Annotated in this window: 20 protein-coding genes; 10 read left to right on the top strand and 10 right to left on the bottom strand. The window is 64.1% G+C overall.

Annotated elements, in window-relative coordinates; genetic code table 11:
- Window positions 1-44: 44 nt before the first annotated feature.
- From DT070_RS01360 to DT070_RS01340, 5 genes are read left to right on the top strand one after another with little or no spacing between them, the layout of a single operon-like run.
- Entirely contained in the window at window positions 45-965 is a 921-nt protein-coding gene (locus tag DT070_RS01360) for a branched-chain amino acid ABC transporter permease (RefSeq protein ID WP_122953789.1), read from the top strand.
- Window positions 962-1957 carry a branched-chain amino acid ABC transporter permease gene (locus DT070_RS01355; protein ID WP_228778611.1) on the top strand — a complete coding sequence of 332 codons (996 nt, stop codon included), beginning with the start codon at window positions 962-964 and terminating at the stop codon, window positions 1955-1957. Before DT070_RS01360 ends, DT070_RS01355 begins: the two co-directional genes overlap by 4 nt.
- Window positions 1954-2709 carry an ABC transporter ATP-binding protein gene (locus DT070_RS01350; protein WP_122953787.1) on the top strand — a complete coding sequence of 252 codons (756 nt, stop codon included), beginning with the start codon at window positions 1954-1956 and terminating at the stop codon, window positions 2707-2709. Before DT070_RS01355 ends, DT070_RS01350 begins: the two co-directional genes overlap by 4 nt.
- Window positions 2706-3419: an ABC transporter ATP-binding protein gene (locus DT070_RS01345; RefSeq protein WP_122953786.1), complete on the top strand. Its 714-nt coding sequence runs from the start codon at window positions 2706-2708 to the stop codon at window positions 3417-3419. Before DT070_RS01350 ends, DT070_RS01345 begins: the two co-directional genes overlap by 4 nt.
- A 31-nt stretch (window positions 3420-3450) precedes the next feature.
- The gene (locus DT070_RS01340) at window positions 3451-4305 is read left to right on the top strand and encodes an alpha/beta hydrolase (protein WP_122953785.1); all 855 of its coding nucleotides are present in this window, start codon (window positions 3451-3453) and stop codon (window positions 4303-4305) included.
- Window positions 4306-5301: 996 nt separating this feature from the next.
- Here the strand turns inward: DT070_RS01340 and DT070_RS01330 are convergent.
- The 8 genes from DT070_RS01330 to DT070_RS01295 form a co-directional block, all read right to left on the bottom strand.
- Window positions 5302-6270 (bottom strand): LysR family transcriptional regulator, encoded by a 969-nt coding sequence (locus DT070_RS01330; protein WP_122953784.1) that lies wholly within the window; start codon window positions 6268-6270, stop codon window positions 5302-5304.
- 123 nt (window positions 6271-6393) lie between these two features.
- Window positions 6394-7161 carry an ABC transporter permease gene (locus DT070_RS01325; RefSeq protein ID WP_122953783.1) on the bottom strand — a complete coding sequence of 256 codons (768 nt, stop codon included), beginning with the start codon at window positions 7159-7161 and terminating at the stop codon, window positions 6394-6396.
- A 2-nt stretch (window positions 7162-7163) separates the two neighbouring features.
- Window positions 7164-8069 carry an ABC transporter ATP-binding protein gene (locus DT070_RS01320; RefSeq protein ID WP_228778612.1) on the bottom strand — a complete coding sequence of 302 codons (906 nt, stop codon included), beginning with the start codon at window positions 8067-8069 and terminating at the stop codon, window positions 7164-7166.
- A gap of 67 nt (window positions 8070-8136) precedes the next feature.
- Entirely contained in the window at window positions 8137-9186 is a 1050-nt protein-coding gene (locus DT070_RS01315) for an ABC transporter substrate-binding protein (protein ID WP_122953781.1), read from the bottom strand.
- 256 nt (window positions 9187-9442) lie between these two features.
- Window positions 9443-10684, bottom strand: a complete 1242-nt coding sequence (locus tag DT070_RS01310; protein WP_122953780.1) for an ArgE/DapE family deacylase — start codon at window positions 10682-10684, stop codon at window positions 9443-9445.
- The gene (uraD, locus tag DT070_RS01305) at window positions 10681-12456 is read right to left on the bottom strand and encodes a 2-oxo-4-hydroxy-4-carboxy-5-ureidoimidazoline decarboxylase (protein ID WP_122953779.1); all 1776 of its coding nucleotides are present in this window, start codon (window positions 12454-12456) and stop codon (window positions 10681-10683) included. Before uraD ends, DT070_RS01310 begins: the two co-directional genes overlap by 4 nt.
- A 2-nt stretch (window positions 12457-12458) precedes the next feature.
- Window positions 12459-13394, bottom strand: coding sequence for an allantoinase PuuE (gene puuE / locus DT070_RS01300; RefSeq protein WP_122953778.1), 936 nt, complete (start codon window positions 13392-13394; stop codon window positions 12459-12461).
- Window positions 13394-14059 carry a GntR family transcriptional regulator gene (locus tag DT070_RS01295; protein WP_122953777.1) on the bottom strand — a complete coding sequence of 222 codons (666 nt, stop codon included), beginning with the start codon at window positions 14057-14059 and terminating at the stop codon, window positions 13394-13396. Before DT070_RS01295 ends, puuE begins: the two co-directional genes overlap by 1 nt.
- Window positions 14060-14253: 194 nt before the next feature.
- Here DT070_RS01295 and uraH point away from each other — a divergent pair, with 194 nt between their 5' ends.
- The gene (gene uraH / locus DT070_RS01290) at window positions 14254-14607 is read left to right on the top strand and encodes a hydroxyisourate hydrolase (protein ID WP_122957193.1); all 354 of its coding nucleotides are present in this window, start codon (window positions 14254-14256) and stop codon (window positions 14605-14607) included.
- Window positions 14608-14706: 99 nt separating this feature from the next.
- Window positions 14707-15735: a tripartite tricarboxylate transporter substrate binding protein gene (locus DT070_RS01285; protein WP_122953776.1), complete on the top strand. Its 1029-nt coding sequence runs from the start codon at window positions 14707-14709 to the stop codon at window positions 15733-15735.
- 25 nt (window positions 15736-15760) lie between these two features.
- Here the strand turns inward: DT070_RS01285 and DT070_RS01280 are convergent, their stop codons facing one another.
- A complete protein-coding gene (locus DT070_RS01280; RefSeq protein WP_122957192.1) occupies window positions 15761-16282 on the bottom strand; it encodes a hypothetical protein in 522 nt (173 codons plus the stop codon).
- A gap of 165 nt (window positions 16283-16447) precedes the next feature.
- Here DT070_RS01280 and xdhC point away from each other — a divergent pair, with 165 nt between their 5' ends.
- Both xdhC and DT070_RS01270 read left to right on the top strand, forming a co-directional pair.
- The gene (gene xdhC / locus DT070_RS01275) at window positions 16448-17326 is read left to right on the top strand and encodes a xanthine dehydrogenase accessory protein XdhC (RefSeq protein WP_122953775.1); all 879 of its coding nucleotides are present in this window, start codon (window positions 16448-16450) and stop codon (window positions 17324-17326) included.
- 145 nt (window positions 17327-17471) lie between these two features.
- Window positions 17472-18710, top strand: a complete 1239-nt coding sequence (locus DT070_RS01270) for a urate hydroxylase PuuD (RefSeq protein ID WP_122953774.1) — start codon at window positions 17472-17474, stop codon at window positions 18708-18710.
- 20 nt (window positions 18711-18730) lie between these two features.
- Here the strand turns inward: DT070_RS01270 and DT070_RS01265 are convergent, their stop codons facing one another.
- Window positions 18731-19063 (bottom strand): multidrug efflux SMR transporter, encoded by a 333-nt coding sequence (locus DT070_RS01265; protein ID WP_122953773.1) that lies wholly within the window; start codon window positions 19061-19063, stop codon window positions 18731-18733.
- Between the two features lie 128 nt (window positions 19064-19191).
- Between DT070_RS01265 and DT070_RS01260 the strand changes: the two genes are divergently transcribed.
- Window positions 19192-20547 carry a glycerate kinase gene (locus tag DT070_RS01260; protein ID WP_194965973.1) on the top strand — a complete coding sequence of 452 codons (1356 nt, stop codon included), beginning with the start codon at window positions 19192-19194 and terminating at the stop codon, window positions 20545-20547.
- Window positions 20548-20564: the final 17 nt, after the last annotated feature.

Genomic DNA, 20564 nt, shown 5'->3' with positions numbered 1-20564 from the left:
CCTTTTCAAATCCATTCGAACCTCCCTTCCCACTTCCCCTCTCCATGAGCCTTTCACTGTTTCTTATCCAGATGCTCAACGGCCTGCAGCTGGGCGTGCTGCTGTTCATGCTGTCGGCGGGGCTCACGCTCGTCTTCGGCATCATGAATTTTGTCAACCTCGCGCACGGCAGCCTCTACATGATGGGCGCCTACTTTGCGGCGGCCGCCTATGCACGCACCGACTCTTTTCTGCTCGCGGCGCTGGTCGGCATCGTCGGCAGCGCGGCGCTGGGTTTTGCGATTGAGCGCATCGTGGCCGCGCGGCTGTATGCGCGCGACCACCTGGACCACGTGCTGGCCACTTTCGGCCTGATCCTCTTTTTCAACGAGCTGGCGCGCACCGTGTGGGGCGCGTCGCCGTATTACATGAATGTGCCGCAGGCGCTGTCGGGCACCATCAACCTGCTGGGCATTTCCTACTCGGCCTACCGCTTCGCCATCATCGTGGTGGGCCTGCTGGTGGCGCTGGGCTGCTACCTGCTGATCAACAAGACCCGCGTGGGCATGCTGATACGCGCCGGCTCCAGCAACCCGACCATCGTGGCGGCGCTGGGCGTCAACATCAAGCTGCTCAATGCCGCGATCTTTGCCCTCGGTGCAGCACTGGCCGGCGTGGCAGGCCTCATGAGCGGGCCGATTTTGTCGGTGCAGCCCGGTATGGGCGAGCCCATCCTGATCACCGCCATGATCGTCATCGTGATCGGCGGCATCGGCTCGGTGCGCGGCGCGTTTTATTCAGCGCTGATCGTCGGTGTGATTGACACGGCAGGCCGCGCCTTTTTGCCCATGATCCTGCGGGAGTTTCTGGATCGCAGTACCGCGCAAGCCGCCGGCCCGGCGCTGGCCTCGATGCTGATCTGCATCTTTATGGCCGCGGTGCTGGCGCTCAAGCCGCAAGGCCTTTTCCCGGTGAAGAACCAATGATGATGCGCAACAAGATTTCCCTGGGCTTTGCCGCCCTGGTGGTGGCACTGCTGCTGGTAGTACCGGTGTATGCCAGTTGGGCGGGCGAGCCGTTTGCGCTCACCTTTATGGCGCGGGTGCTGGTGTTTGCGCTGGCGGCCATCAGCCTGAATTTGATCCTCGGTTATGGCGGCATGGTGAGCTTTGGCCATGCGCTTTATATGGGGTTAGGTGCTTATTCGGTGGGCCTGCTTGCGCAGCATGAAGTCACCAACGGATGGGTGCAGCTGGGTGTCACGCTGGCTGTGTGCGGAGCCGTCGGCTTGCTGACGGGCGTGATTTCATTGCGCACGACCGGCATTGCTTTCATCATGATCACGCTGGCGTTTGCGCAGATGTTTTATTACCTCTTTGTGAGCCTGAAGCAATACGGCGGGGACGATGGTTTGTCGATCTCGGCGCGCAGCGACTTTGGCTTGTTCACGCTGGCATCGCCCGTCACGCTGTATTACACGGCGCTGGTGCTGGTGCTGGCCGCGCTGTTTTTCACGCACCGCCTGGTGGCCGCGCGATTCGGCATGGTGCTGCGCGGCTGCCGGGTCAATGAGCGGCGCATGAAGGCCATGGGCTTTCACACGCTGCGCTACCGGCTGTCGGCCTATGTGTTGTCGAGCATGCTGTGCGGGCTGGCCGGCCTGCTGTATGCCAACCTCACCGGCTTTGCCTCGCCGGCCTACCTGGCCTGGACGGTGTCCGGCGAACTGATCGTGATGGTGGTGCTGGGCGGCATGGGCACGGTGTTTGGCCCGCTGGCCGGCGCGCTGGTGCTGCTGATCAGCGAAGAGCTGCTCAAGGCACTGACAGACCACTGGATGATGATCCTCGGCCCGCTCATCGTGCTGGTGGTGTTGACGGCGCGGCGCGGTGTGTATGGCTACCTGCTGGACTGGGATGCGTGGCGTGAACGCAAGCGCGTGGCGGTTTTGCCCGAAAGTGTGGAGGGCCAGCCATGAGCGGCACCCTGCAGATCAACCAACTCGTCAAACGCTACGGCGGCCTGCTGGCGACCGACCATGTCTCGCTCTCGCTGGCCGCGGGTGAGCTGCACGCCATCATCGGCCCCAACGGCGCAGGCAAGACCACGCTGATCGGCCAGCTGGGCGGTGAGGTCGCGCCCGACACCGGCAGCGTCATCTTTGACGGCGCCGACATCACCGCACTCAAACCGGCACAGCGCGCATTGCGCGGCCTGGCGCGGTCTTACCAGATCACCTCTGTCTTCCCCGAGTTCAGCGTGCTGGAAAACGTGGCGCTGGCCATGCAGGCGCATTGCGGCCACAGCTTCGGTTTCTGGAAACCCATGCTGAGCCAGCCCGAGCTGGTGGAGCCTGCCCTGCTGGCGATCGAGCAGGCCGGCCTCACGCACCGCGCGCGCACGCCGGTGTCCGAGCTGGCCCACGGCGAGCGCCGCCAGCTGGAGCTGGCCATGGTGCTGGTCGCGCAACCCCGTTTACTACTGCTGGACGAACCCATGGCCGGCATGAGCCACCAGGAGTCCGGCAAGGTGGTGCAGCTGCTGCAAGGCCTCAAGGGCCGCTACACCATGCTGCTGGTCGAGCATGACATGGACGCGGTGTTCGCGCTGGCCGACCGCATCTCGGTGCTGGTGTACGGCCGCATCATCGCCAGCGGCACACCCGAAGAAATTCGCGCCAATGAAGAAGTGCGCACCGCTTACCTGGGCGACGAGGTGCTGCCCGTATGAAAACCAATTTGCTTGAAATCAGCGACATCGAGGTCTGCTACGGCGACGCGCAAGCCCTGTTCGGCGCCGCGCTCAGCGTGGCCGAAGGCGAGTTTGTGACCCTGCTGGGCCGCAACGGCATGGGCAAGACCACCACGGTGCGCACCGCCACCGGCATCATGAGCGCACGCAGCGGCCGCGTGCAGTTTGCCGGGCAAGACGTCTCGCGCTGGCCCTCGTACAAGATCGCGCGCCTGGGCCTGGGCCTGGTGCCCGAGCAGCGCCAGGTGTTCCCCAACCTCACGGTGGTCGAAAACCTGGTGGCCACCGCACACAACCGCCTGCAGCACAAAGACCCGTGGACGCTGGAGCGTGTGTACAAACTTTTCCCGCGCCTCAAAGAGCGCGCCGGCAACCTGGGCCTGAACCTGTCGGGCGGCGAGCAGCAGATGCTGGCGATCGGCCGTGCGCTGATGACCAACCCGCGCCTGCTGGTGCTGGACGAAGCGACTGAAGGCCTGGCGCCCATCGTGCGCGGCGAGATCTGGGACTGCCTGCAGTCGCTCAAGAACACCGGCCTCTCGGTGCTGGTGATCGACAAAAACATCGGCCCGCTGCTGCGCATTGCCGATACGCATTTCATTCTTGAAAAAGGCCGCACGGTGTGGAGCGGCAGCTCGCCTAGCCTGCTGGCCAATCGCGACGTATTGCAGGAGACGCTGGGTGTCTGATTTTTTATCGACGAGAGAAGACTGGCGCCGTATGGACGCCGCCGAGCTGGCGCGCCAGTACAGCGCGCGCGGCACGGTGCCTGACGCGGAGGTGTTCATCAGGGACTACCGCGACCACTCCACCCCCATGTATGCGCTGCCGCATGTGAAGGGCGCGCGCTACGGTGAGCATGCCGACGAGGTGCTGGACTTGTTCCCCGTACCGGGCAAGAAGGACGCACCGCTTTTTGTGTTTGTGCACGGCGGTTATTGGCGTTCGCTGGGGCGCGAAGATTCGGCCTTTATGGCGAAGGCTTTCACGCAGCGGGGTATTGCGGTGGCGGTGGTCAACTACACCCTGTCGCCCGAAGCCAGCCTGGCCGAGATCGTTGCGCAATGCCGGCGCAGCGTGGCCTGGCTGTACCGCAACGGTGCGGCGCATGGTGTGGATGTGAACCGCATCGTGGTCGCCGGCAGCTCGGCGGGTGGGCATCTGGGCGGCATGTTGATTTCACAGGGCTGGCAGGCTGGGCTGGGTTTGCCGGCGGATGTGGTCAAAGGTGCTGCGCTGGTGAGCGGGCTGTTTGACCTGGCGCCTGTGCAGCAGACGACGCCGAACCAGTGGCTGGGGCTCAACGAGGCTGAAGCCTTGGCGCTTAGCCCGATGGAGTCGTTGCCTCTTGCCAGCGTGAAGTTGTGCATTGCGGTTGCCGGGATTGATACGGATGAGTTCAAGCGGCAGTCCTTGATGTACGCGGAGGCTTGCCGGCGGTTGGGGTGTGAGGTGAGTTATCTGGATGTGGCGGGGCGGAATCACTTTGATGTGATTACGGACTGGATGGATCCGGATGCTGCCTTGACGCAGGCGACTTGGGCGTTGTTTGGACCCAATTACCGTTCGGGCTGACCCTTCGACAGGCTCAGGACAGGGGTACGCCTGACGGCATATCGAAGCCTTGCCCCTCCCCGTTCGGGCTGAGCTTGTCGAAGCCTGGTGGTGCACCGGCGATGTGCTCTCTGCTGAGGCTGCTGGCCGGGAGTCGCCCGGCGGCGACTCACTTTCTTTTGCTTCGCCAAAAGAAAGTAAGCAAAGAAAAGGCGACCCTGGTTCCTGCGTCCCTACGCTTCGCTTCGGGCAACCTGCGGTGCTCGGCCCAGCCGGGGTCAAAAACAACTCGCTTCGCTCAAACAAGTTTTTGCCCTGATCCGTCTGGTCCTGCGCTCCTCGGCGCATTTACAAGGGGCAATCGGGAGCGGGGACCAAAGACAAAAACCAAACTCCAATACAACAAGGACTCGCCGCTGCGAGTCCTTGTTTCTTCAGGTATTCGGGGTCTGTCTTTGGCTGTTGGGATTTCGGTATTGGTAATCCTGTCCCCACCCCCTTCTGGATGCGCCGAGGAGCGGAGATTCAGGCGGATCAGGGATCGCGTTGTTTGAGCCGCAGGCGAGTTTAGCGAGACCCCGCCTGAATCGAGCACCGCAGGTTGCCCGCAGCGAAGCGGAGGGACGCAGCCAGCAGGGTCGCCTTTTCTTTGGTGACTTTCTTTTGGCGAAGCAAAAGAAAGTTACTTGTTGCCGGCAACTCCGGCCAGCAGGACTTAGCAAAAAGCACCCCGCCGGAGCACCACCAGGCTTCGACAGGCTCAGCCCGAACGGGAGGGGGCAAGGCTTCGATACCTCAGCCCGAACGGGGAAGGGGAAACGGAGAACGGGGAGGGAAGTCTTCGACAAGCTCAGCCCGAACGGAAGGGGGAAAGGCTTCGATACCTCAGCCCGAACGGGGAGGGGGCGAGGCTTCCACAGGCTCAGCCCGAACGGTGGGAGACGAACGGTGAATGAAGAACGATGGATGAAGAACGGGCGGCTAACGGTTGCCATCCATACCGCCACACCCATCACCTCAACCCGCAGCCTTCCTCTTGACCTTCTTAACCACGCTGACAGCCGCCAGCACCGTCACCTCACTCTTGAAGTGCGCCAGAAACGCTTCACAAGGCGCAGACAGTTGCCGCTGCCCGTCAGTGAGCGCGACGATGTTGCGCTCCATCACCGGCGCCGTCAGCGGCACAGCCACCACCCCAGGCGAGCGCGCACTCGACAGCGCATATGACGGCAGGATGGATAGCGCCAACCCGGCCTCGACCAGGCCCACAGCGGTGGTGACATGCGCCACCTCAAAAGCAGGCTGTAACGGCTCGCCCATATCGGCGAAACCTTTTTCGACCAGCGTGCGCAGGCCGCTGCCGTGGCGCAGCACCGCCAGCGGTTCGCCGACGAGTTCTGCCCAGCGCACTTCGCGCCGCCCGGCCAGCGGGTGGCTGCCCTGGCAGGCCAGCATCAGGCGGTCCTGGTACAGCGTGGTGGCGACGAGGTCGGGAATGTCGGTGTCGGCCGTGCACACGCCGAAATCCGCCTGGCCGCTGCGCACCGCCTGGGCGATCTCGTCGACCGGCAAGTCAAACAGGTCGACGCGAATGCTCGGAAAGCGCGCCCTGAAGCCGGCCAGCAGCGGCGGCAGCAAGGTGGCCGCCAGCAGGGGCGAGGTGGCGACGGCAAAGCGGCCGCTGCGGCGGTCTGACAACTGGCGCAGGCCGTCAAACGCCTGGTCGAGGTTGTCAAAGACTTTGCGGATGGAAGGCAGCAGCTCGAGCCCGGCGTCGGTCAGCGAGATGCGCCGCGTTGTGCGTTCGAACAAGCGCACGGCGAGCTCGCCTTCCAGCGTGCTGATCAGCATGGACAGCGCCGAGGGCGTGATGTGCAGGCGCTGGGCCGCGCGCGTGACGCTTTCGTCCTGGGCCACGGCCACAAAGGCGCGCAGCTGGCGAATGGTCACGCCGGTGGGGCGTACGGCGTTTCGGGGATCGCTCATGGGCTGATGGTGAAACTCTTTTTGCTATGAAATAGATAGCTGCTTGCCAAGGCGGTGATTGGGCTGGAGGCCATTTTGATGCATAAACCTCTCGAGGGCCGCGCAACGGTTGCGGATGCCGCCTCAGCCATTGTGTGACCCCCGGTGCGCCCAGCCCGTGGTGTGTTTCTCGATATAGCTGAAGAGTTCATACATCGCCATGGCCATGGCGCCAATCACCACCAGCCCGGCAAAGGCCAGCGCCAGCCGCTGCTGGGAGCCGGCGCTTTGCATGAGGTAGCCGATGCCGGAATCACCGGCCGTCATTTCGGCCAGCACCGTGCCGACAAAGGCCAGCGTGATCGCAACCTTGAGCGAGGCAAAAAAGTAGGGCATGGAGCGCGGCAGGCCGACCTTGACCAGTACGTCCCAGCGTTTGGCGCCCAGCACGCGCAGCACGTCTTCAAGCTCGGGCTCCAGCGTGGCCAGGCCGGTGGCCATGTTCACGGTGATGGGAAAGAAGGAGATCAGGAAGGCCGTCAGGATGCCGGGACCGACGCCGATGCCGAACCAGACAATCAGGATGGGAACGATCGCCGCCTTGGGCACGGCGTTGAAGGCCACCAGCAACGGATAGACGGCCGCATAGGCCAGCCGCGACGAGCCGACCAGAAAGCCCAGCATCACGCCGACGACGATGGAAATGCCAAAACCCACCATCGTGACCCAGAAGGTTTTCCACGCGGCCTCGGCAATCGGGCCGGCGAATTCGTGCATGGCCTGGGCAATGGCCAGCGGCGCGGGGAAGATGAACTCCGGCACCGAGAAGCCGGCGCACACCGCCTGCCACAGCGCCACCACGGCGGCCAGCAAGACCCACGGCGCCCAGCGTTCGAGCTGTTTGTTGCTCATGTTCATGGCTGGGCTCCACCGCGCACCGCGCCGATGTGGCCGCGCAGCTCATGCACGATGTCGCTGAACTCGCGGGTGTAGGTCACTTCCAGGTCGCGCGGGCGGGGCAGCTCGATCTCGCGCCGCACCACAAAGCGGCCCGGGCTTTTGCTCATCACATACACCGTGTCGGCCAGGAAGACTGACTCACGCAAATCGTGCGTCACCAGAATCACGTTAAAACGCTGCTCGGTCCAGAGGTCGCGCAGGATGCACCAGAGCTCTTCGCGCGTGAAGGCGTCGAGTGCGCCGAAGGGTTCGTCCAGCAGCAGCATCTTGGGCTCATGGATGAGCGCGCGGCAAATGCTGGCGCGCTGCTGCATGCCGCCCGACAGCTGCCACGGGAATTTGTCTTCATACCCCGCCAGGCCGACCTTTTGCAGCAGCCGGCGCGCGCGTTCTTCAAACTCCTTGCGCCTGGCCTTGAACTGGCTGCGGTAGGGCTCGACGATCTCCAGCGGCAGCAGCACATTGCCGACCGTGGTGCGCCACGGCAGCAGTGAAGGCGCCTGGAAGGCCATGCCCGAGATCTTCAGCGGGCCGGTCACCGGCCGGCCGTCGATCAGGATGCTTCCGGCCGAAGGCATCTTCAGCCCGGTCGCCAGCTTCATGAAGGTGGACTTGCCGCAGCCCGAGGGCCCGACGATGGCGATGAACTCGCCCTGGCGCACCTGCAGGTCGATCGCCTCGACCGAGAATTGTTTGCGCGCGAGCAGCTCGTCGTTGTAGGCGAGCCAGACATCGCGGAAATCAACGAAATGGCCCCCACGCTCCCCCACTGCGTGTGGGTTGCTGCCCCCCGAGGGGGCCCTCGCGCCTTGGGGCGGCCCGGCGGCGCTCAAGGGGCTGTCAGCTGTCTGCGGCGTCATTTAGTATCAAATCGGGCTTTAGCCCATATGGTGTATGGGGATATAGCTATCAAAAATGTAGCAAATGTCATTTCTTCGGCAGCACGTTGAGCTCAGCCGCCGTCGGCAGGAAGCTGCCGTTCCACACTGCGTCGGGGTTGACGCGGGTCTTGGTGCCGAAGGCGTCCGACACCTGCGAAGCCATCAGCGTCAGGCGTGGACCCTTGACCTGGCCGAAGCCTTCAGCGCGCGCGTCGGGGCTGTTGACGACCGTGTCGATGGCCAGGCGCAGGCGGCGCACTTCCAGCGGCACGTTGATGATGCCGTCGCGTGCCTTGACAAACTCAATCGCCGCGGCCGGGTCAGCCACCACGTCTTTCACGCCTTTGGAGAAAGCCTGCAAAAACGCCTTGATGGCGGCCGGGTTTTCCTTGATGAGTTTGGGCGAGGCAATCACCACGTTGCCGTAGTGCTTCACGCCGAACTCGGCGTAGGGCAGCACCACCACGTCTTCGGCTTTCACACCGCGCGCTTCCAGGTTGAGCAGCGAGGTGAAGGTAAAACCGGTGATGGCGTCCACGTCGCCGCGGGCCAGCATGGTCTCGCGCAGCGGCGGGTCCATCGCCGTCCACTGGAAGCCGGTGATGTTGTTGGCCTTGGCAAAAATCGGGAAGGCGCGGCGGCCGGCGTCAAACACCGGGGCGCCCATCTTTTTGCCGTTCAGGTCGGCGGGGGTCTTGATGCCGGATTTTTTGAGCGCCATGACCGAAGCCGGCGTGTTGTTGTAGACCATCATCACGCCCACGGGTTTGTTGGGCGCGTCCGGGTTGTTGGCGTGAAACTCCATCACCGAGGCCATGTCGGCAAAGCCCATGTCGTAGGTGCCCGAGGCCACACGCGTGACCGCGCCGCCCGAGCCGTTGCCTGCGTCCACCGTCACGTCGAGCTTGTTGGCCTTGAAGTAGCCCTTGGCCACCGGTGTGAGGAAAAGGGCCGAAGGGCCTTCAAAGCGCCAGTCGAGCTGGAACTTGATGGGCGTGTTTTGCGCGTGCGCGATGGTGAAGGCGGCCGTGGCGGCCAGCAGGCCGGTGGCTTTGAGGAGTTGCGCGGCAAGAAGCGAAGGCGTGTTGCGGGTCATGGAGTGTCCTGGGCTGTAGGCGTAAAAGATCGGTATCGCTCGCCCCAGCCATCTGGTGCAGAGCGAAAGAAGGTCTCAAGGGATTAGCAAAAACGGTGCCGCGCCTGTTATTCGGGGGAGGGGTGCAGATGCTGGCACCCTTTTCGCACGGCATGGCGCCTATTTTCGGCGAAGTCGCACCCGGTTCACCGGCTTCCCGGGGCTTTTGCGTCCGTGATTACCACTAAGCCGTCGGGGGCGGCGTACCCGGACGGCTTCAGGCCAGCAAGTCGCGCAGGGTGCGCGCAATCACCTTGGTGGCGCGGCGCAGGTCTTCCAGGTTCAGCCGCTCGTCGGCGCGCTTGGCATGGGACTCGAGCACAGTGCGCGGACCGGCGCCGTAGATCACGCCAGGGATGCCGGCTTCGGCGTACAGCCGCACGTCGGTGTACAGCGGCGTGCCCATGGCGGGGATTTTTTGCCCGAACAGGGCTTCGCCATGCTTCTGGATCGCATCGACCAAAGGCTTGTTGCCCGGCAGCGGCCGCATCGAGTTGGCCAGCAGCAGGCGTTTGATATCCACCGTGATGCCCTGGCAGCCGGCGGCCGCGTCGGCAATCACCTTGCGGATGTTGGCTTCGACTTCGGTGGGGTTCTCTTCGGGGATCATGCGGCGGTCCAGCTTGAACATCACCTTGCCGGGCACGACGTTGGTGTTGGTGCCGCCTTCAATCCGGCCCACATTCAGGTAAGGGTGCTGGATGCCTTCAACTTTGGACGTCACCTGCTGGTACAGCGCGTTCTGCGCGTAGAGCGCATTGAGGATGTGCACCGCGCCCTGCAAGGCATCGATGCCGGTGTCGGGGATGGCGGCATGCGCCATCTTGCCGTGCACCGTAACTTCCATCTGCAGGCAGCCGTTGTGCGCGGTCACCACTTCGTACGAAAAGCCCGCGGCAATCAGCAGGTCGGGTTTGGTCAGGCCTTTTTTCAGCAGCCAACCCGGGCCCATCTCGCCGCCGAATTCTTCGTCGTAGGTGAAGTGCAGCTCGACGCTGCCCTTGAGCGGCGCGCCCAGCGACTCGAGCGCGCGCACCGCAAAGGTGAAGCTGGCGAAGTCGCATTTGCTGACGGCCGAGGCGCGGCCGTAAATCTTGCCGTCTTCAATCTCGCCACCGTAGGGATCCTTGGTCCAGCCTTCGCCGGGCGGCACCACGTCGCCGTGGGCGTTGAGGGCGATGGTTTTACCCTCGCCTTTGTTGCCGTAATGGCGTCGCACGATCAGGTTGGTGATGGACTCCATGCCGTAGCTGCGCACCTCGGCCTCGGGCACCGGGTATTTTTCGGCGTCAAAACCAAAGGCCTTGATGAGCTCGGCTGTGCGCTCGGCATGCGGCGCGTTGTTGCCCGGTGGCGTATCGGTCGGCACGCGGATGAGCTGCTGCAGGAAGGCCGTTTCCTCGTCGAAATGGGCGTCGATCCAGCTGTCGAGCTGGGCGTAATCAGTGGTGAGGGTCATTGTTGTTCAGGAGAAAGATGGGTGAGCAGGTGCGTCAGGGCCTGGATCGAAAGATCGATGTCGTCGCTGGTCGTGCTTTCCAGCGGGTTGTGGCTGATGCCGGAGTTCTGGCCACGCACAAAAAGCATGGCCTGCGGCATCACCTTGTGCAGTTTCATCGCGTCGTGGCCGGCCCCGCTGGGCATGGCGTGAAGCGGCACGCCCAGGCTTTTGACGGCGGCTTCCCAGCGCTGTTGCCAGGCGGGCGCGCTGGGCGCGGCGGCGGCGCGCTCGGTCAGCTCGGTGGTGAAGTGCACGCCGCGGCGCTCGCAAATGCTTTTGAGTTCGGCCAGCACATCGGCGACGAGCGCGTCGCGCTGCGCATCCACCGGCGCACGCATGTCGAGCGAAAAGAGGCAGCGCCCCGGCACGACGTTGATGGAGCCGCTGGGTACCTGCAGCATGCCGACGGTGCCGACGGAGTCGCCGTCTTGCGCGGCGCGGCGCTCAACGTACAGCAGCAGCTCGGCGGCCGCGGCGGCGGCGTCACGGCGGCGGTTCATGGGCGTGGTGCCGGCGTGGCTGGCCATGCCGGTGATCTCGCACAGGTAGCGCACATTGCCGTTGATGGAGGTGACGATGCCCAGCGGCAGGTCCAGTTCGTTGAGCACCGGGCCCTGCTCGATATGCAGCTCGATAAAGCCGAGGTAGTTGTTGGCGTCGCGCCTGATGCCGGCGATGTCTTCGGGTTTCAGGCCCGCGTTGGCCATGGCTTCGCGCATGGTGATGCCGTCGGCGTCCTTCTGGTCCAGCCACTCGGGTTTGAAGTCGCCGATCAGCGCGCCCGAGCCCAAAAAGGTCGCCTTGTAGCGCTGGCCTTCTTCTTCGGCAAAACCGACGACTTCAAAGTTGAAGGGCAGGCGCTTGCCCTGGCGGTGCAGCTCGCGCACGCAGGCCATGGGCACAAAAATACCGAGCCGGCCGTCGTACTTGCCGCCGTTGCGCACGGTGTCGTAGTGGCTGCCGGTGAGCAATGTTTTGGCGTTGGGCGTGGCCGCCTTGTAAAGGCCGACGACATTGCCGACGGCATCGATCTTTACCTCGTCAAAGCCGCATTCGCGCATGGTGCTGCTGATGTAGGCCGCGCAGGCGCGGTGCGCGTCGGTGAGGTAGGTCACCGTGAGCTGGCCTTTTTCAAGGTAGCCCGGGTCGCTGTATTGCGAGAGGGTTTCGTGCCAGTCCCACACGTCGTTGCCCAGCACAGGCGTGGCGGCAAACTTGTCGTTGAGCCGGAGTTCAGCGATGCGGTGGATGTTGCGAATGTTTTCCTGCAGCTCGAAGTCGGGGTGGTTCTGCAGGCGGCGCGTGAAGGTTTCGATGATCTGCTGTTTGCCCAAGCCGCCGCCGCGCGGGCCGCGCACCGCCAGGACGAAGGGAAAGCCGAACTTCGCGTTGTAGTCGGCATTGAGTTTTTGCAGGGTGGCGAACTCTTCGGGCGAGCAGTCGGTCAGGCCGGCTTTGCCTTGCTCATTCGTGGACTCGGCCGTCAGGGTTTTGCTGACCATGGCCTTGCCGGCCAGCTCGGGGTGGGCCTGGATGAGCTTGATTTGCGCGTCCCGGCCGGCCTCGCGCAGCACCTGCGCCAGGGTGTGCTTGAGATGGGCCAGCGACTGGAAGGGCCGGGCGTCCAGCGCCTTGCCGGCAATCCAGGGGGAATGCTCATACAGGCCGTCCAGCAGCTGCAGCGCTTCGGCGCGCGGGGCGGTATTGAGGTGTTCAAGGGTGCTTGCCATGGTCAGCTTTCTTGCCGGGGCAGGTAAGGGTGGGTTGCCTGCCAGTGGCGGGCGATGTCGATGCGGCGGCAGACCCAGACGCGCTCGTGCTTTTGCACGTGGTCAAGGAAACGCTGCAGCGCCACGATGCGGCCGGGGCGGCCCAGCAGGCGGCAGTGCATGCCGATGCTCAGCATCTTGGGCGCCGCATCGCCTTCGGCATACAACGCATCAAAGCTGTCGCGCAGGTAGATAAAGAAGTCTTCGGCCTGCGAAAAACCTTGCGGCAGGGCAAACCGCATGTCGTTGGTGTCCAGTGTGTAGGGCACGACCAGGCGCGGCACGACTTTTCCGTCGGTGCGTTTCACCTCGGTCCAGAAGGGCAGGTCGTCGCCGTAGTAGTCGCTGTCGTATTCGAGCCGGCCGTCGTCGGCCACCAGCCGCCGTGTGTTGGGGCTGTCGCGGCCGGTGTACCAGCCCAGCGGGCGCGTGCCGGTGAGCTTTTCAATCGCATCCAGCCCCAGGCGCATATGTTCGCGCTCGGTGGCTTCGTCGACCTGCTGGTAGTTGATCCAGCGCCAGCCGTGGCAGGCGATTTCGTGGCCGAGTTCGGTGAAGGCCCTGGCGACATCGGGGTGGCGCTGCAGCGCCATGCCCACGCCGAAGACGGTGAGCGGCAACTTGCGCTTTTCAAACTCGCGCAGGATGCGCCACACGCCCACGCGTGAGCCGTATTCGTAAATGCCTTCCATGCTCAGGTGCCGGTCGGCAAAGCTGGGCGGGTTGGCCATCTCGGACAAGAACTGTTCGGAGCCGGCGTCGCCGTGCAGCACGCAGTTTTCGCCGCCTTCTTCGTAGTTAAGGACAAACTGCACCGCGATGCGGGCGTGGCCTGGCCAGTTGGCTTGCGGCGGGTTGCGGCCGTAGCCGACGAGGTCTCTTGGGTAGCCGGTATTCATCATGACAGCGCCATCGAAATATCGTTGGTCGGCACCTTGCGGTCGAAGGCGAGGTTTTCCTCGACGTGCAGCAAGTGGTCGTTCATCAAACGCACGGCCAGGGTTTCATCCTTGGCGGCCAGTGCCTTGACGATCTCGGCATGCTCGTCGTTGGAATGTTCGGCGGCGGTGGCTGTCTGGTACATCAGCGTGATGAGGGCGCAGCGCGAGATCAGCTCGCCCAGCATTTGCGCCAGCACCTCGTTGCCCATCAGCTCGGCCATGCGCACATGGAAGTCGCCCAGCAGCTCGGTGCGGCCTGGCACGTCGCCGATGTCGACGGCGGATTTTTCACGCGCGACGTGTTCTTTCAGCGCCTTGATCTTGGCGGGGGTCACTTCGCGCACAAAGGCGCGCGTCATCTCGGCCTCCAGCATGCGGCGCACGGCAAACACCTGGCGCGCTTCCATCACCGACGGCGCGGCCACAAAAGCGCCGCGCGCCGGCTCCAGGCGGATCAGCCGGTTTTGCGACAACTGGAACAGCGCCTGCCGCACCAGCGTGCGCGAAACGCCGAAATGATCGGCCAGTTTTTGCTCGGCCAGCTTGGTGCCCGGGTGCAGCCTGTGCTCCACAATGGCCTTGGTCAGGGCTTCGACGATGGTGTGGGTGGTTGACGATTCCATCGCCAAATAATAGCCGGAATGACAGAAACTGTATACACTTTTGGTAAACCAGATTAACAAGAGCTGCTCAAAAACCCAGCGAAGCGGTCCTGGCTAGGCGCGCCGCCGCAGACAGTGCTGTAGCACGGCAAGGCGGCGCAACAACGCCAGGAGGGTTTTTGAGCGGCTCCCTCAACTATTACCAAGGAAACGCCATGGGCTTGAGCACACATGTACTGGACACCATGCACGGCACACCCGCCGGCGGCATGAAGGCCTCGCTCTACACCACGCAGGCGGGCCAGGCCACGCTGGTCAAGCGCTTCACCCTCAATGAAGACGGCCGCAACCCGGACGGGCCGCTCTATGACAGCGCCACCCTGAAAGCCGGCACCTACCGCCTGGTGTTTGAGGTGGCCGCCTACTTCAAGGCACGCGGTGTGAAATTGCCCGAGCCGGCCTTTCTGGACGAGGTGGCGCTGGACTTTGGCGTGGCTGACCCCAGCCTGCATTACCACGTACCTTTGCTGGTGAGCCCCTGGAGTTATTCCACCTACAGGGGCAGTTAAGGGCCGCGGGCGGTAGAAGGAGGGGTCGCGGCCGTGTCATCCCCGCGTCATGCGGCAGGGTCACAATCGACTGTTTTTACAACTTTTCCTTCCCACCCCATGAATGTCAAGTCCCTGAGCGCCCTGAGCCGCCGTCAAGCCCTGCTGCTGTCCGCAGGCACCGCCGCCAGCCTGGCACTCCCCGCCGCCCTGGCGCAAGGCCCTTTGAATGCGGCTTCCGCACCCACCAGCGCCTACCCCGACCGTCCGGTCAGGATCGTTGTGCCCTTTGCGCCCGGCGCCGGCACCGACGCCATGGCCCGCCTGATCGCACAAAAGCTGGGTGAAACGCTGAACGCCACGTTCGTGGTCGACAACCGCGCCGGCGCCTCGGGCGCCATCGGCACGCAATACGTGGCGCAAGCCCCGGCCGACGGCTACACGCTGCTGCTGGTGGCCTCGCCCTTCACCACGGTGGCAGCCTCGCTGCCCAGTGCCGGTTACGACCCGCTGCGCCAGTTCGCGCCCGTCGGCATGATCGCCAGCGGCCCGCTGGTCTGGGCGGCCAACACCAAGCTGCCGGCCAACAACATGAAAGAGCTGGTCACGCTGGCCAAACAAAAACCGGGCGCGCTCAATTACGGCTCGGCCGGCGCAGGCGGCGTCAACCACCTGGTGCTGGAGCTGCTCAAGTCGCGCACCGGCACCTTCATCACGCACATTCCCTACCGCGGCGTGGCGCCCGCCACCATGGACATGATCGGCGGCCAGATCCAGCTGATCACCGGCACCATCCCGGCCCTGTTGCCCTTCATCAAGAACGGCAGCATCAAGCCGCTGGCGGTCACCAGCGCCAAACGCTCCAGCGCCTTGCCCGACGTGCCCAGCATGACCGAAGCCGGCCTTGCAGGCATCGACGTCGTCAACTATTTCGCACTGGCTGCGCCGGCAGGCACCCCGCCGGCCATCGTCAACATGTTGAATGCCGCCATCAACAAAGTCGTGGCCCAGCCCGATGTGATTGCCCGTTTCAAGGCCGACGCGGTAGAACCCGCACCCGGCTCACCCGCACTGCTGGGTCACTTCATCGAAGCCGACTACCGCGCCTGGCGCAACGTCGTCAAGACGCAAAATTTGAAAATTGAATAAGCACTTCGCCCGCAAGGGGCGAGGCCTAATCCTGACCTTCGGTCAGGGTGTCGAGCTGGAATTTCCCGCTCTTGTGCCAGAGCCAGGTGTCGGTATAAACCACCTTGCCCATGCGCGCTGGCGCCGGGAAGGGTGAGGCCTGCTGGATGGTGCGTTCAATCTCCGCCATCACTTCAGGTGCATGGCGCGGTGCGCGCATCCAGTCCAGGCGGGTCACGCGGCCGACGCGGTCGATCTCCACATTCAACACACCCACGGCATACAGCAGCGGCGGCATCCGGCCTTTGTAGATGCGGTCGGAATTGAGGCCGTAGAGATGTGTGGCGCCGTCTTCCCGGTAGGCGCGCGGTGTGGTGGCCCCTGAACTCCTGGCCGAGCCTTGCGGTCCCGCTACCGGCCCGATCACCGGGGAGGGCTCGGGCGCCTTGGGTGCCGGCGCCGGTTCCGGGGCGGTTTTGCAGGCGCTCACCACGGCGGCACCGGCGGCTGAAATCAGGGCCAGCAGCCAGAAGCGGCGTGGTGTGGCGTCGGGACTATCGTGTTTCATCATGCTTGCCTCTGCCGGGTTTTGGGCGCCGGCTCATTGGATTCTTTGTATATCTGCCATCACGTCCGCCGATTGCCGCGTGCCCAAGGGGTGCTAAGGTGCGGCAAGGTAGCGTTCAGCCATTTTGCCCCCTATTTTTAACCGTCAAACAACAAGTCGTCACCAATGGTTTCCCGTGTTTCCAGTCTGCAACTTGAGGACTTCCTGGCTCGCCTTCCCTCCGCGCCGGCGGTGCTGGTCGAAGTCGTCCGGGCGCAGGGCTCGGTGCCGCGCGAGGCCGGCACCTGGATGGCCGTGTTTGCCGATGCACTTGTGGGCACGATAGGCGGCGGCCACCTCGAATACGACGCCATCGCCCGGGCGCGCACATTGCTGGCGGGCGATGGCGATGGCGATGGCGAGGGTGAGGGTGAGGCCACAACACTGCGCGTGGCGCTGGGCCCCTCGCTGGGCCAATGCTGCGGCGGCGTCGTCGAATTGCGGTTTGAGAGCGTGACCGCGGCCGACATGCCGATGCTTGCCTCGCGGCTGGGCCAGGCCGGGCTCGCACCGGTAGCCCTGTTCGGCGGCGGCCATGTCGGCCATGCGCTGGTGCGGGTGCTGGCGCCCTTGCCGTTTTCGCTCACCTGGGTAGACAGCCGCGACGGCGTGTTCCCGGCCGCCTTGCCGCCGCGCGTGGAGGCCGAGCATTCCGATCCGGTGCAAGCCGCGGTGCCGGGGCTGGCACCGCAGTCCCGCGTGCTCATCATGAGCTTCAGCCATGCCGAAGACCTCGACATCGTCGCCGCCTGCCTGCAGCGCCAGCGTGAGAAAGCCGACCTGCCCTACATCGGCCTGATCGGCAGCAAAACCAAATGGGCCGTCTTTCGCCACCGGCTGGAGGCCAGGGGCTTTACGCCTGAGGAGCTGGCGCAGGTGACCAGCCCGATCGGCGTGCCGGGCATCGCCGGCAAGGAGCCCGAGGTGATTGCGGTGGCTGTCGCTGCCCAGTTGTTGCAGACCGTCAACGCAAGCCAAAAGGAGGGCGTGCAGGCTTTGCGCTGAACGCCAAAGCCGATAGACTTGCATCATCAGGTCGCAGCGGAGCCGGGAAAGAAGGGGCCTCAGCCCATCGCTTTCTTTAGTTCGTGGCCCAAGTTTTCTGCTTACAGCGCCCGCAGTGGTGAGCAGCCTTGCAAAGTTGAGCGCTATGGAAAACTACCTCCTCGACTGGGCCAACCTGCTGCTGCGCTGGGTCCATGTCATCACCGCCATCGCCTGGGTTGGCTCTTCGTTTTATTTTGTCTTTCTCGACAGCAGCCTCACGCCGCCTGAAGATGAAGACCTCAAAAAGCAGGGCGTGAGCGGCGAGCTCTGGGCCGTGCACGGCGGCGGTTTTTACCACCCCGTCAAATTCGCCGTCAAGCCGCCGCAACTGCCGGCTCACCTGCACTGGTTCTACTGGGAAAGCTACAGCACCTGGTTGTCGGGCTTTGCGCTTTTCACGATCTCCTATTTGTGGAACGCCGGCACCTACCTCGTCGACAAGTCGCTGATGAACTGGTCGCCCGGTGCGGCTGGTGCGGTGGCGCTGTCTTTCTTTGTGATTTTCTGGATGCTGTACGACGGCGTTTGCCAATGGTTTGGGCAAAGGAAAAATGGCGATGCCATCGTCGGCGCACTGGTCGCGGTGCTGGTGTGTGCCGCCTCCTGGCTGGCGTGCCACTGGTTTGCCGGGCGTGCCGCCTTTTTGCTGGTGGGCGCGATGATGGCCACCGCCATGAGCGCCAATGTGTTCTTCTGGATCATCCCCGGCCAGCGCAAGGTCGTTGCCGCCATCAAGGCCGGCCAGCCGGTCGACGCCGTGCACGGCCAGCGCGGCAAGCAGCGCAGTGTGCACAACACCTACTTCACGCTGCCGGTGTTGTTTGCCATGCTCAGCAACCACTACAGCTTTACCTGGAGCCACCCGCAAAACTGGCTGGTGCTGATTTTGATGATGCTGGCCGGCGCCGCCATACGCCAGTTTTTTGTGCTGCGCCACGGCTACAAGCTGGGCCGCAACCGGCACCCGCTGGCCTATGCGCTGGTCGGCGTGACCGTCATCATTGGCGTGATTGTGTGGATGAAGCCCGTACCACCCGCCGCCACACCGGTTGCTATCAATTCAGGAGCTACAACCCAAGGCACTGTATTGGCTGCAGGCCAAAATGGCTATCAAAACGTGCAGGCCATCATGGCCCAGCGCTGCTACCTCTGCCATGGCGAGCAGGTGCAGATGAAGAATGTGCGGCTTGATTCACCCGCCGCGCTGAAGAGCCACGCGCAGCAGGTCTACCAGCAGGTGGTGGTCAGCAAACTCATGCCCATGAACAACGCCACCGGCATCACCGATGCCGAGCGGCTGGCGGTCAAGGGCTGGTTTGAGGCGGGTGCCAAAACCGATTGACCGGCTGATGCCCCGGCGCATCACGCCATGGTCGAGTTTGAAAAGAGGTTGAGCACCACCACGCCCGCGATGATCAGCGCCATGCCGACCATGCCCCAGAGGTCGATCTTCTGGTTGTGCACAAAAAAGCTGGTGATGCTGATCAGCACGATGCCCAGGCCCGACCAGATCGCGTAGGTCACACCGGTCGGGATGGACTTCATCGTCACCGTGAGGAAGTACAGCGCGGTGCCGTAGCCGGCCACGGTGATGATCGAAGGCACCAGCCGCGTGAAGCTGTCGCTGGACTTCAGGGCCGTGGTGGCGATGACTTCGGCAACGATGGCGATGCCCAGGGCGAGGTAGGAGTTCATGCGGCTTTCTGCGTGGGTGGTGATGGGCCATTCTAGGAAGGCGCTCCAGTGCGCAGACCCTTAAAACCTCCCGTTTTGTCGGGTTACTGCCTGGTTACCACGGCACAATCCGGTCTGGAGACACATCAATGACCGCAGCCCAAACACCCGCCATTCAGCCCACACCCGACCCGGCCAAACAGCCGCGCGAATTCCTGGAACACCTCTACCAGGCCGCCGTCAGGCGCGCGCTGCCGCTGGAGAACACCGCGCGTTACCTGCCCCAACCACCCGCGCCCGAAAGCGGCGGCCGCACCATCGTGATCGGCGCAGGCAAGGCCGGCGGCTCGATGGCGCAGGCTGTCGAGGCCTTGTGGCCTGCCGATGCGCCGCTGGAAGGCCTGGTCGTCACGCGTTATCACCACATCCCGCCGCGGCCCGAGGGCTTGAAGCAACGCATCGAGATTGTTGAAGCCTCGCACCCGGTGCCTGATGCCGCCGGTCTTGAAGCCGCCCAGCGCATCCTGGCCATGGTGCAGGGCCTGACGGAAAACGATCTGGTGCTGTGTTTGATTTCGGGTGGCGGCTCCGCGCTGCTGACCTTGCCCGCCGAGGGCCTGACGCTGACGGACAAGCAGCGCATCAACAAGGAGCTGCTCAACAGCGGCGCCAATATTTCCGAGATGAACTGCGTGCGCAAGCACCTTTCGCGCATCAAGGGCGGGCGCCTGGCTGCGGCCTGCGCGCCGGCGCGTGTGGTGACGCTCACCATCAGCGATGTGCCGGGCGACGACCCGTCCATCATCGCCAGCGGCCCGACGGTGCCCGATGCCACCAGCTGCGCCGAGGCGGTGGCGATCCTGCAGCGTTACGGCATTGAAGTCCCCGGCGCTATCATGAGCCTGCTGGAGCAGGGCGCGCTCGAAACGCCCAAGCCCGGCGATGCGGCCTTCACCGGCCATGAGGTGCACATGATCGCCACACCGCAGCAAAGCCTGGAGGCCGCTGCCGCCGTGGCACGCGACGCCGGCCTGAAGGCCTACATCCTCAGCGACGAAATGGAAGGCGAGTCGCGCGAAGTCGGCAAAGTGCACGCGGCGCTGGCCCGTGCCGTGGCCTTGAAGGGCCAGCCCTTCAGCAAGCCCTGCGTGATCCTCAGCGGCGGCGAGACCACGGTGACGGTCCGCAAGCAGCCCGAGGGCACACCTCGTGGAAGAGGCGGCCGCGCCGGCGAATTCTGTATGGGCCTGGCACTGGCGCTGCAGGGCCAGCCCGGCGTGTACGCGCTCGCAGCCGACACCGACGGCATCGACGGCGTGGAAGACAATGCCGGCGCCTATGTAGCGCCCGATACGCTGAAACAAGCCCTCGCCAAAGGCATGAAGCTGGACCAGTACCTGGACCGCAACGACGCGTACGGCTACTTCGAGCCGCTGGGCGGGCTGGTGATTCCGGGGCCGACGCACACCAACGTCAACGATTTCAGGGCCTTGCTGGTCTTGTAAGCCATGAGGGGGAGGCG

Origin of the sequence: Polaromonas sp. SP1 (genome assembly GCF_003711205.1) — a bacterium.
Lineage (GTDB): Bacteria > Pseudomonadota > Gammaproteobacteria > Burkholderiales > Burkholderiaceae_C > Polaromonas.
This window is presented reverse-complemented; position numbering and strand designations above follow the sequence as displayed.

Bases quoted from the DNA above. Each gene is read 5' to 3' on its own strand.
- uraH (WP_122957193.1), top strand. From the start codon at position 14,254: ATGGGCTTGAGCACACATGTACTGGACACCATGCACGGCACACCCGCC.
- DT070_RS01280 (WP_122957192.1), bottom strand. From the start codon at position 16,282: ATGAAACACGATAGTCCCGACGCCACACCACGCCGCTTCTGGCTGCTG.
- DT070_RS01285 (WP_122953776.1), top strand. From the start codon at position 14,707: ATGAATGTCAAGTCCCTGAGCGCCCTGAGCCGCCGTCAAGCCCTGCTG.
- DT070_RS01265 (WP_122953773.1), bottom strand. From the start codon at position 19,063: ATGAACTCCTACCTCGCCCTGGGCATCGCCATCGTTGCCGAAGTCATC.
- xdhC (WP_122953775.1), top strand. From the start codon at position 16,448: ATGGTTTCCCGTGTTTCCAGTCTGCAACTTGAGGACTTCCTGGCTCGC.
- DT070_RS01310 (WP_122953780.1), bottom strand. From the start codon at position 10,684: ATGACCCTCACCACTGATTACGCCCAGCTCGACAGCTGGATCGACGCC.
- DT070_RS01315 (WP_122953781.1), bottom strand. From the start codon at position 9,186: ATGACCCGCAACACGCCTTCGCTTCTTGCCGCGCAACTCCTCAAAGCC.
- uraD (WP_122953779.1), bottom strand. From the start codon at position 12,456: ATGGCAAGCACCCTTGAACACCTCAATACCGCCCCGCGCGCCGAAGCG.
- DT070_RS01270 (WP_122953774.1), top strand. From the start codon at position 17,472: ATGGAAAACTACCTCCTCGACTGGGCCAACCTGCTGCTGCGCTGGGTC.
- DT070_RS01340 (WP_122953785.1), top strand. From the start codon at position 3,451: ATGGACGCCGCCGAGCTGGCGCGCCAGTACAGCGCGCGCGGCACGGTG.
- DT070_RS01320 (WP_228778612.1), bottom strand. From the start codon at position 8,069: ATGACGCCGCAGACAGCTGACAGCCCCTTGAGCGCCGCCGGGCCGCCC.
- DT070_RS01325 (WP_122953783.1), bottom strand. From the start codon at position 7,161: ATGAGCAACAAACAGCTCGAACGCTGGGCGCCGTGGGTCTTGCTGGCC.
- DT070_RS01260 (WP_194965973.1), top strand. From the start codon at position 19,192: ATGACCGCAGCCCAAACACCCGCCATTCAGCCCACACCCGACCCGGCC.
- DT070_RS01330 (WP_122953784.1), bottom strand. From the start codon at position 6,270: ATGAGCGATCCCCGAAACGCCGTACGCCCCACCGGCGTGACCATTCGC.
- puuE (WP_122953778.1), bottom strand. From the start codon at position 13,394: ATGAATACCGGCTACCCAAGAGACCTCGTCGGCTACGGCCGCAACCCG.
- DT070_RS01360 (WP_122953789.1), top strand. From the start codon at position 45: ATGAGCCTTTCACTGTTTCTTATCCAGATGCTCAACGGCCTGCAGCTG.
- DT070_RS01355 (WP_228778611.1), top strand. From the start codon at position 962: ATGATGATGCGCAACAAGATTTCCCTGGGCTTTGCCGCCCTGGTGGTG.
- DT070_RS01295 (WP_122953777.1), bottom strand. From the start codon at position 14,059: ATGGAATCGTCAACCACCCACACCATCGTCGAAGCCCTGACCAAGGCC.
- DT070_RS01350 (WP_122953787.1), top strand. From the start codon at position 1,954: ATGAGCGGCACCCTGCAGATCAACCAACTCGTCAAACGCTACGGCGGC.
- DT070_RS01345 (WP_122953786.1), top strand. From the start codon at position 2,706: ATGAAAACCAATTTGCTTGAAATCAGCGACATCGAGGTCTGCTACGGC.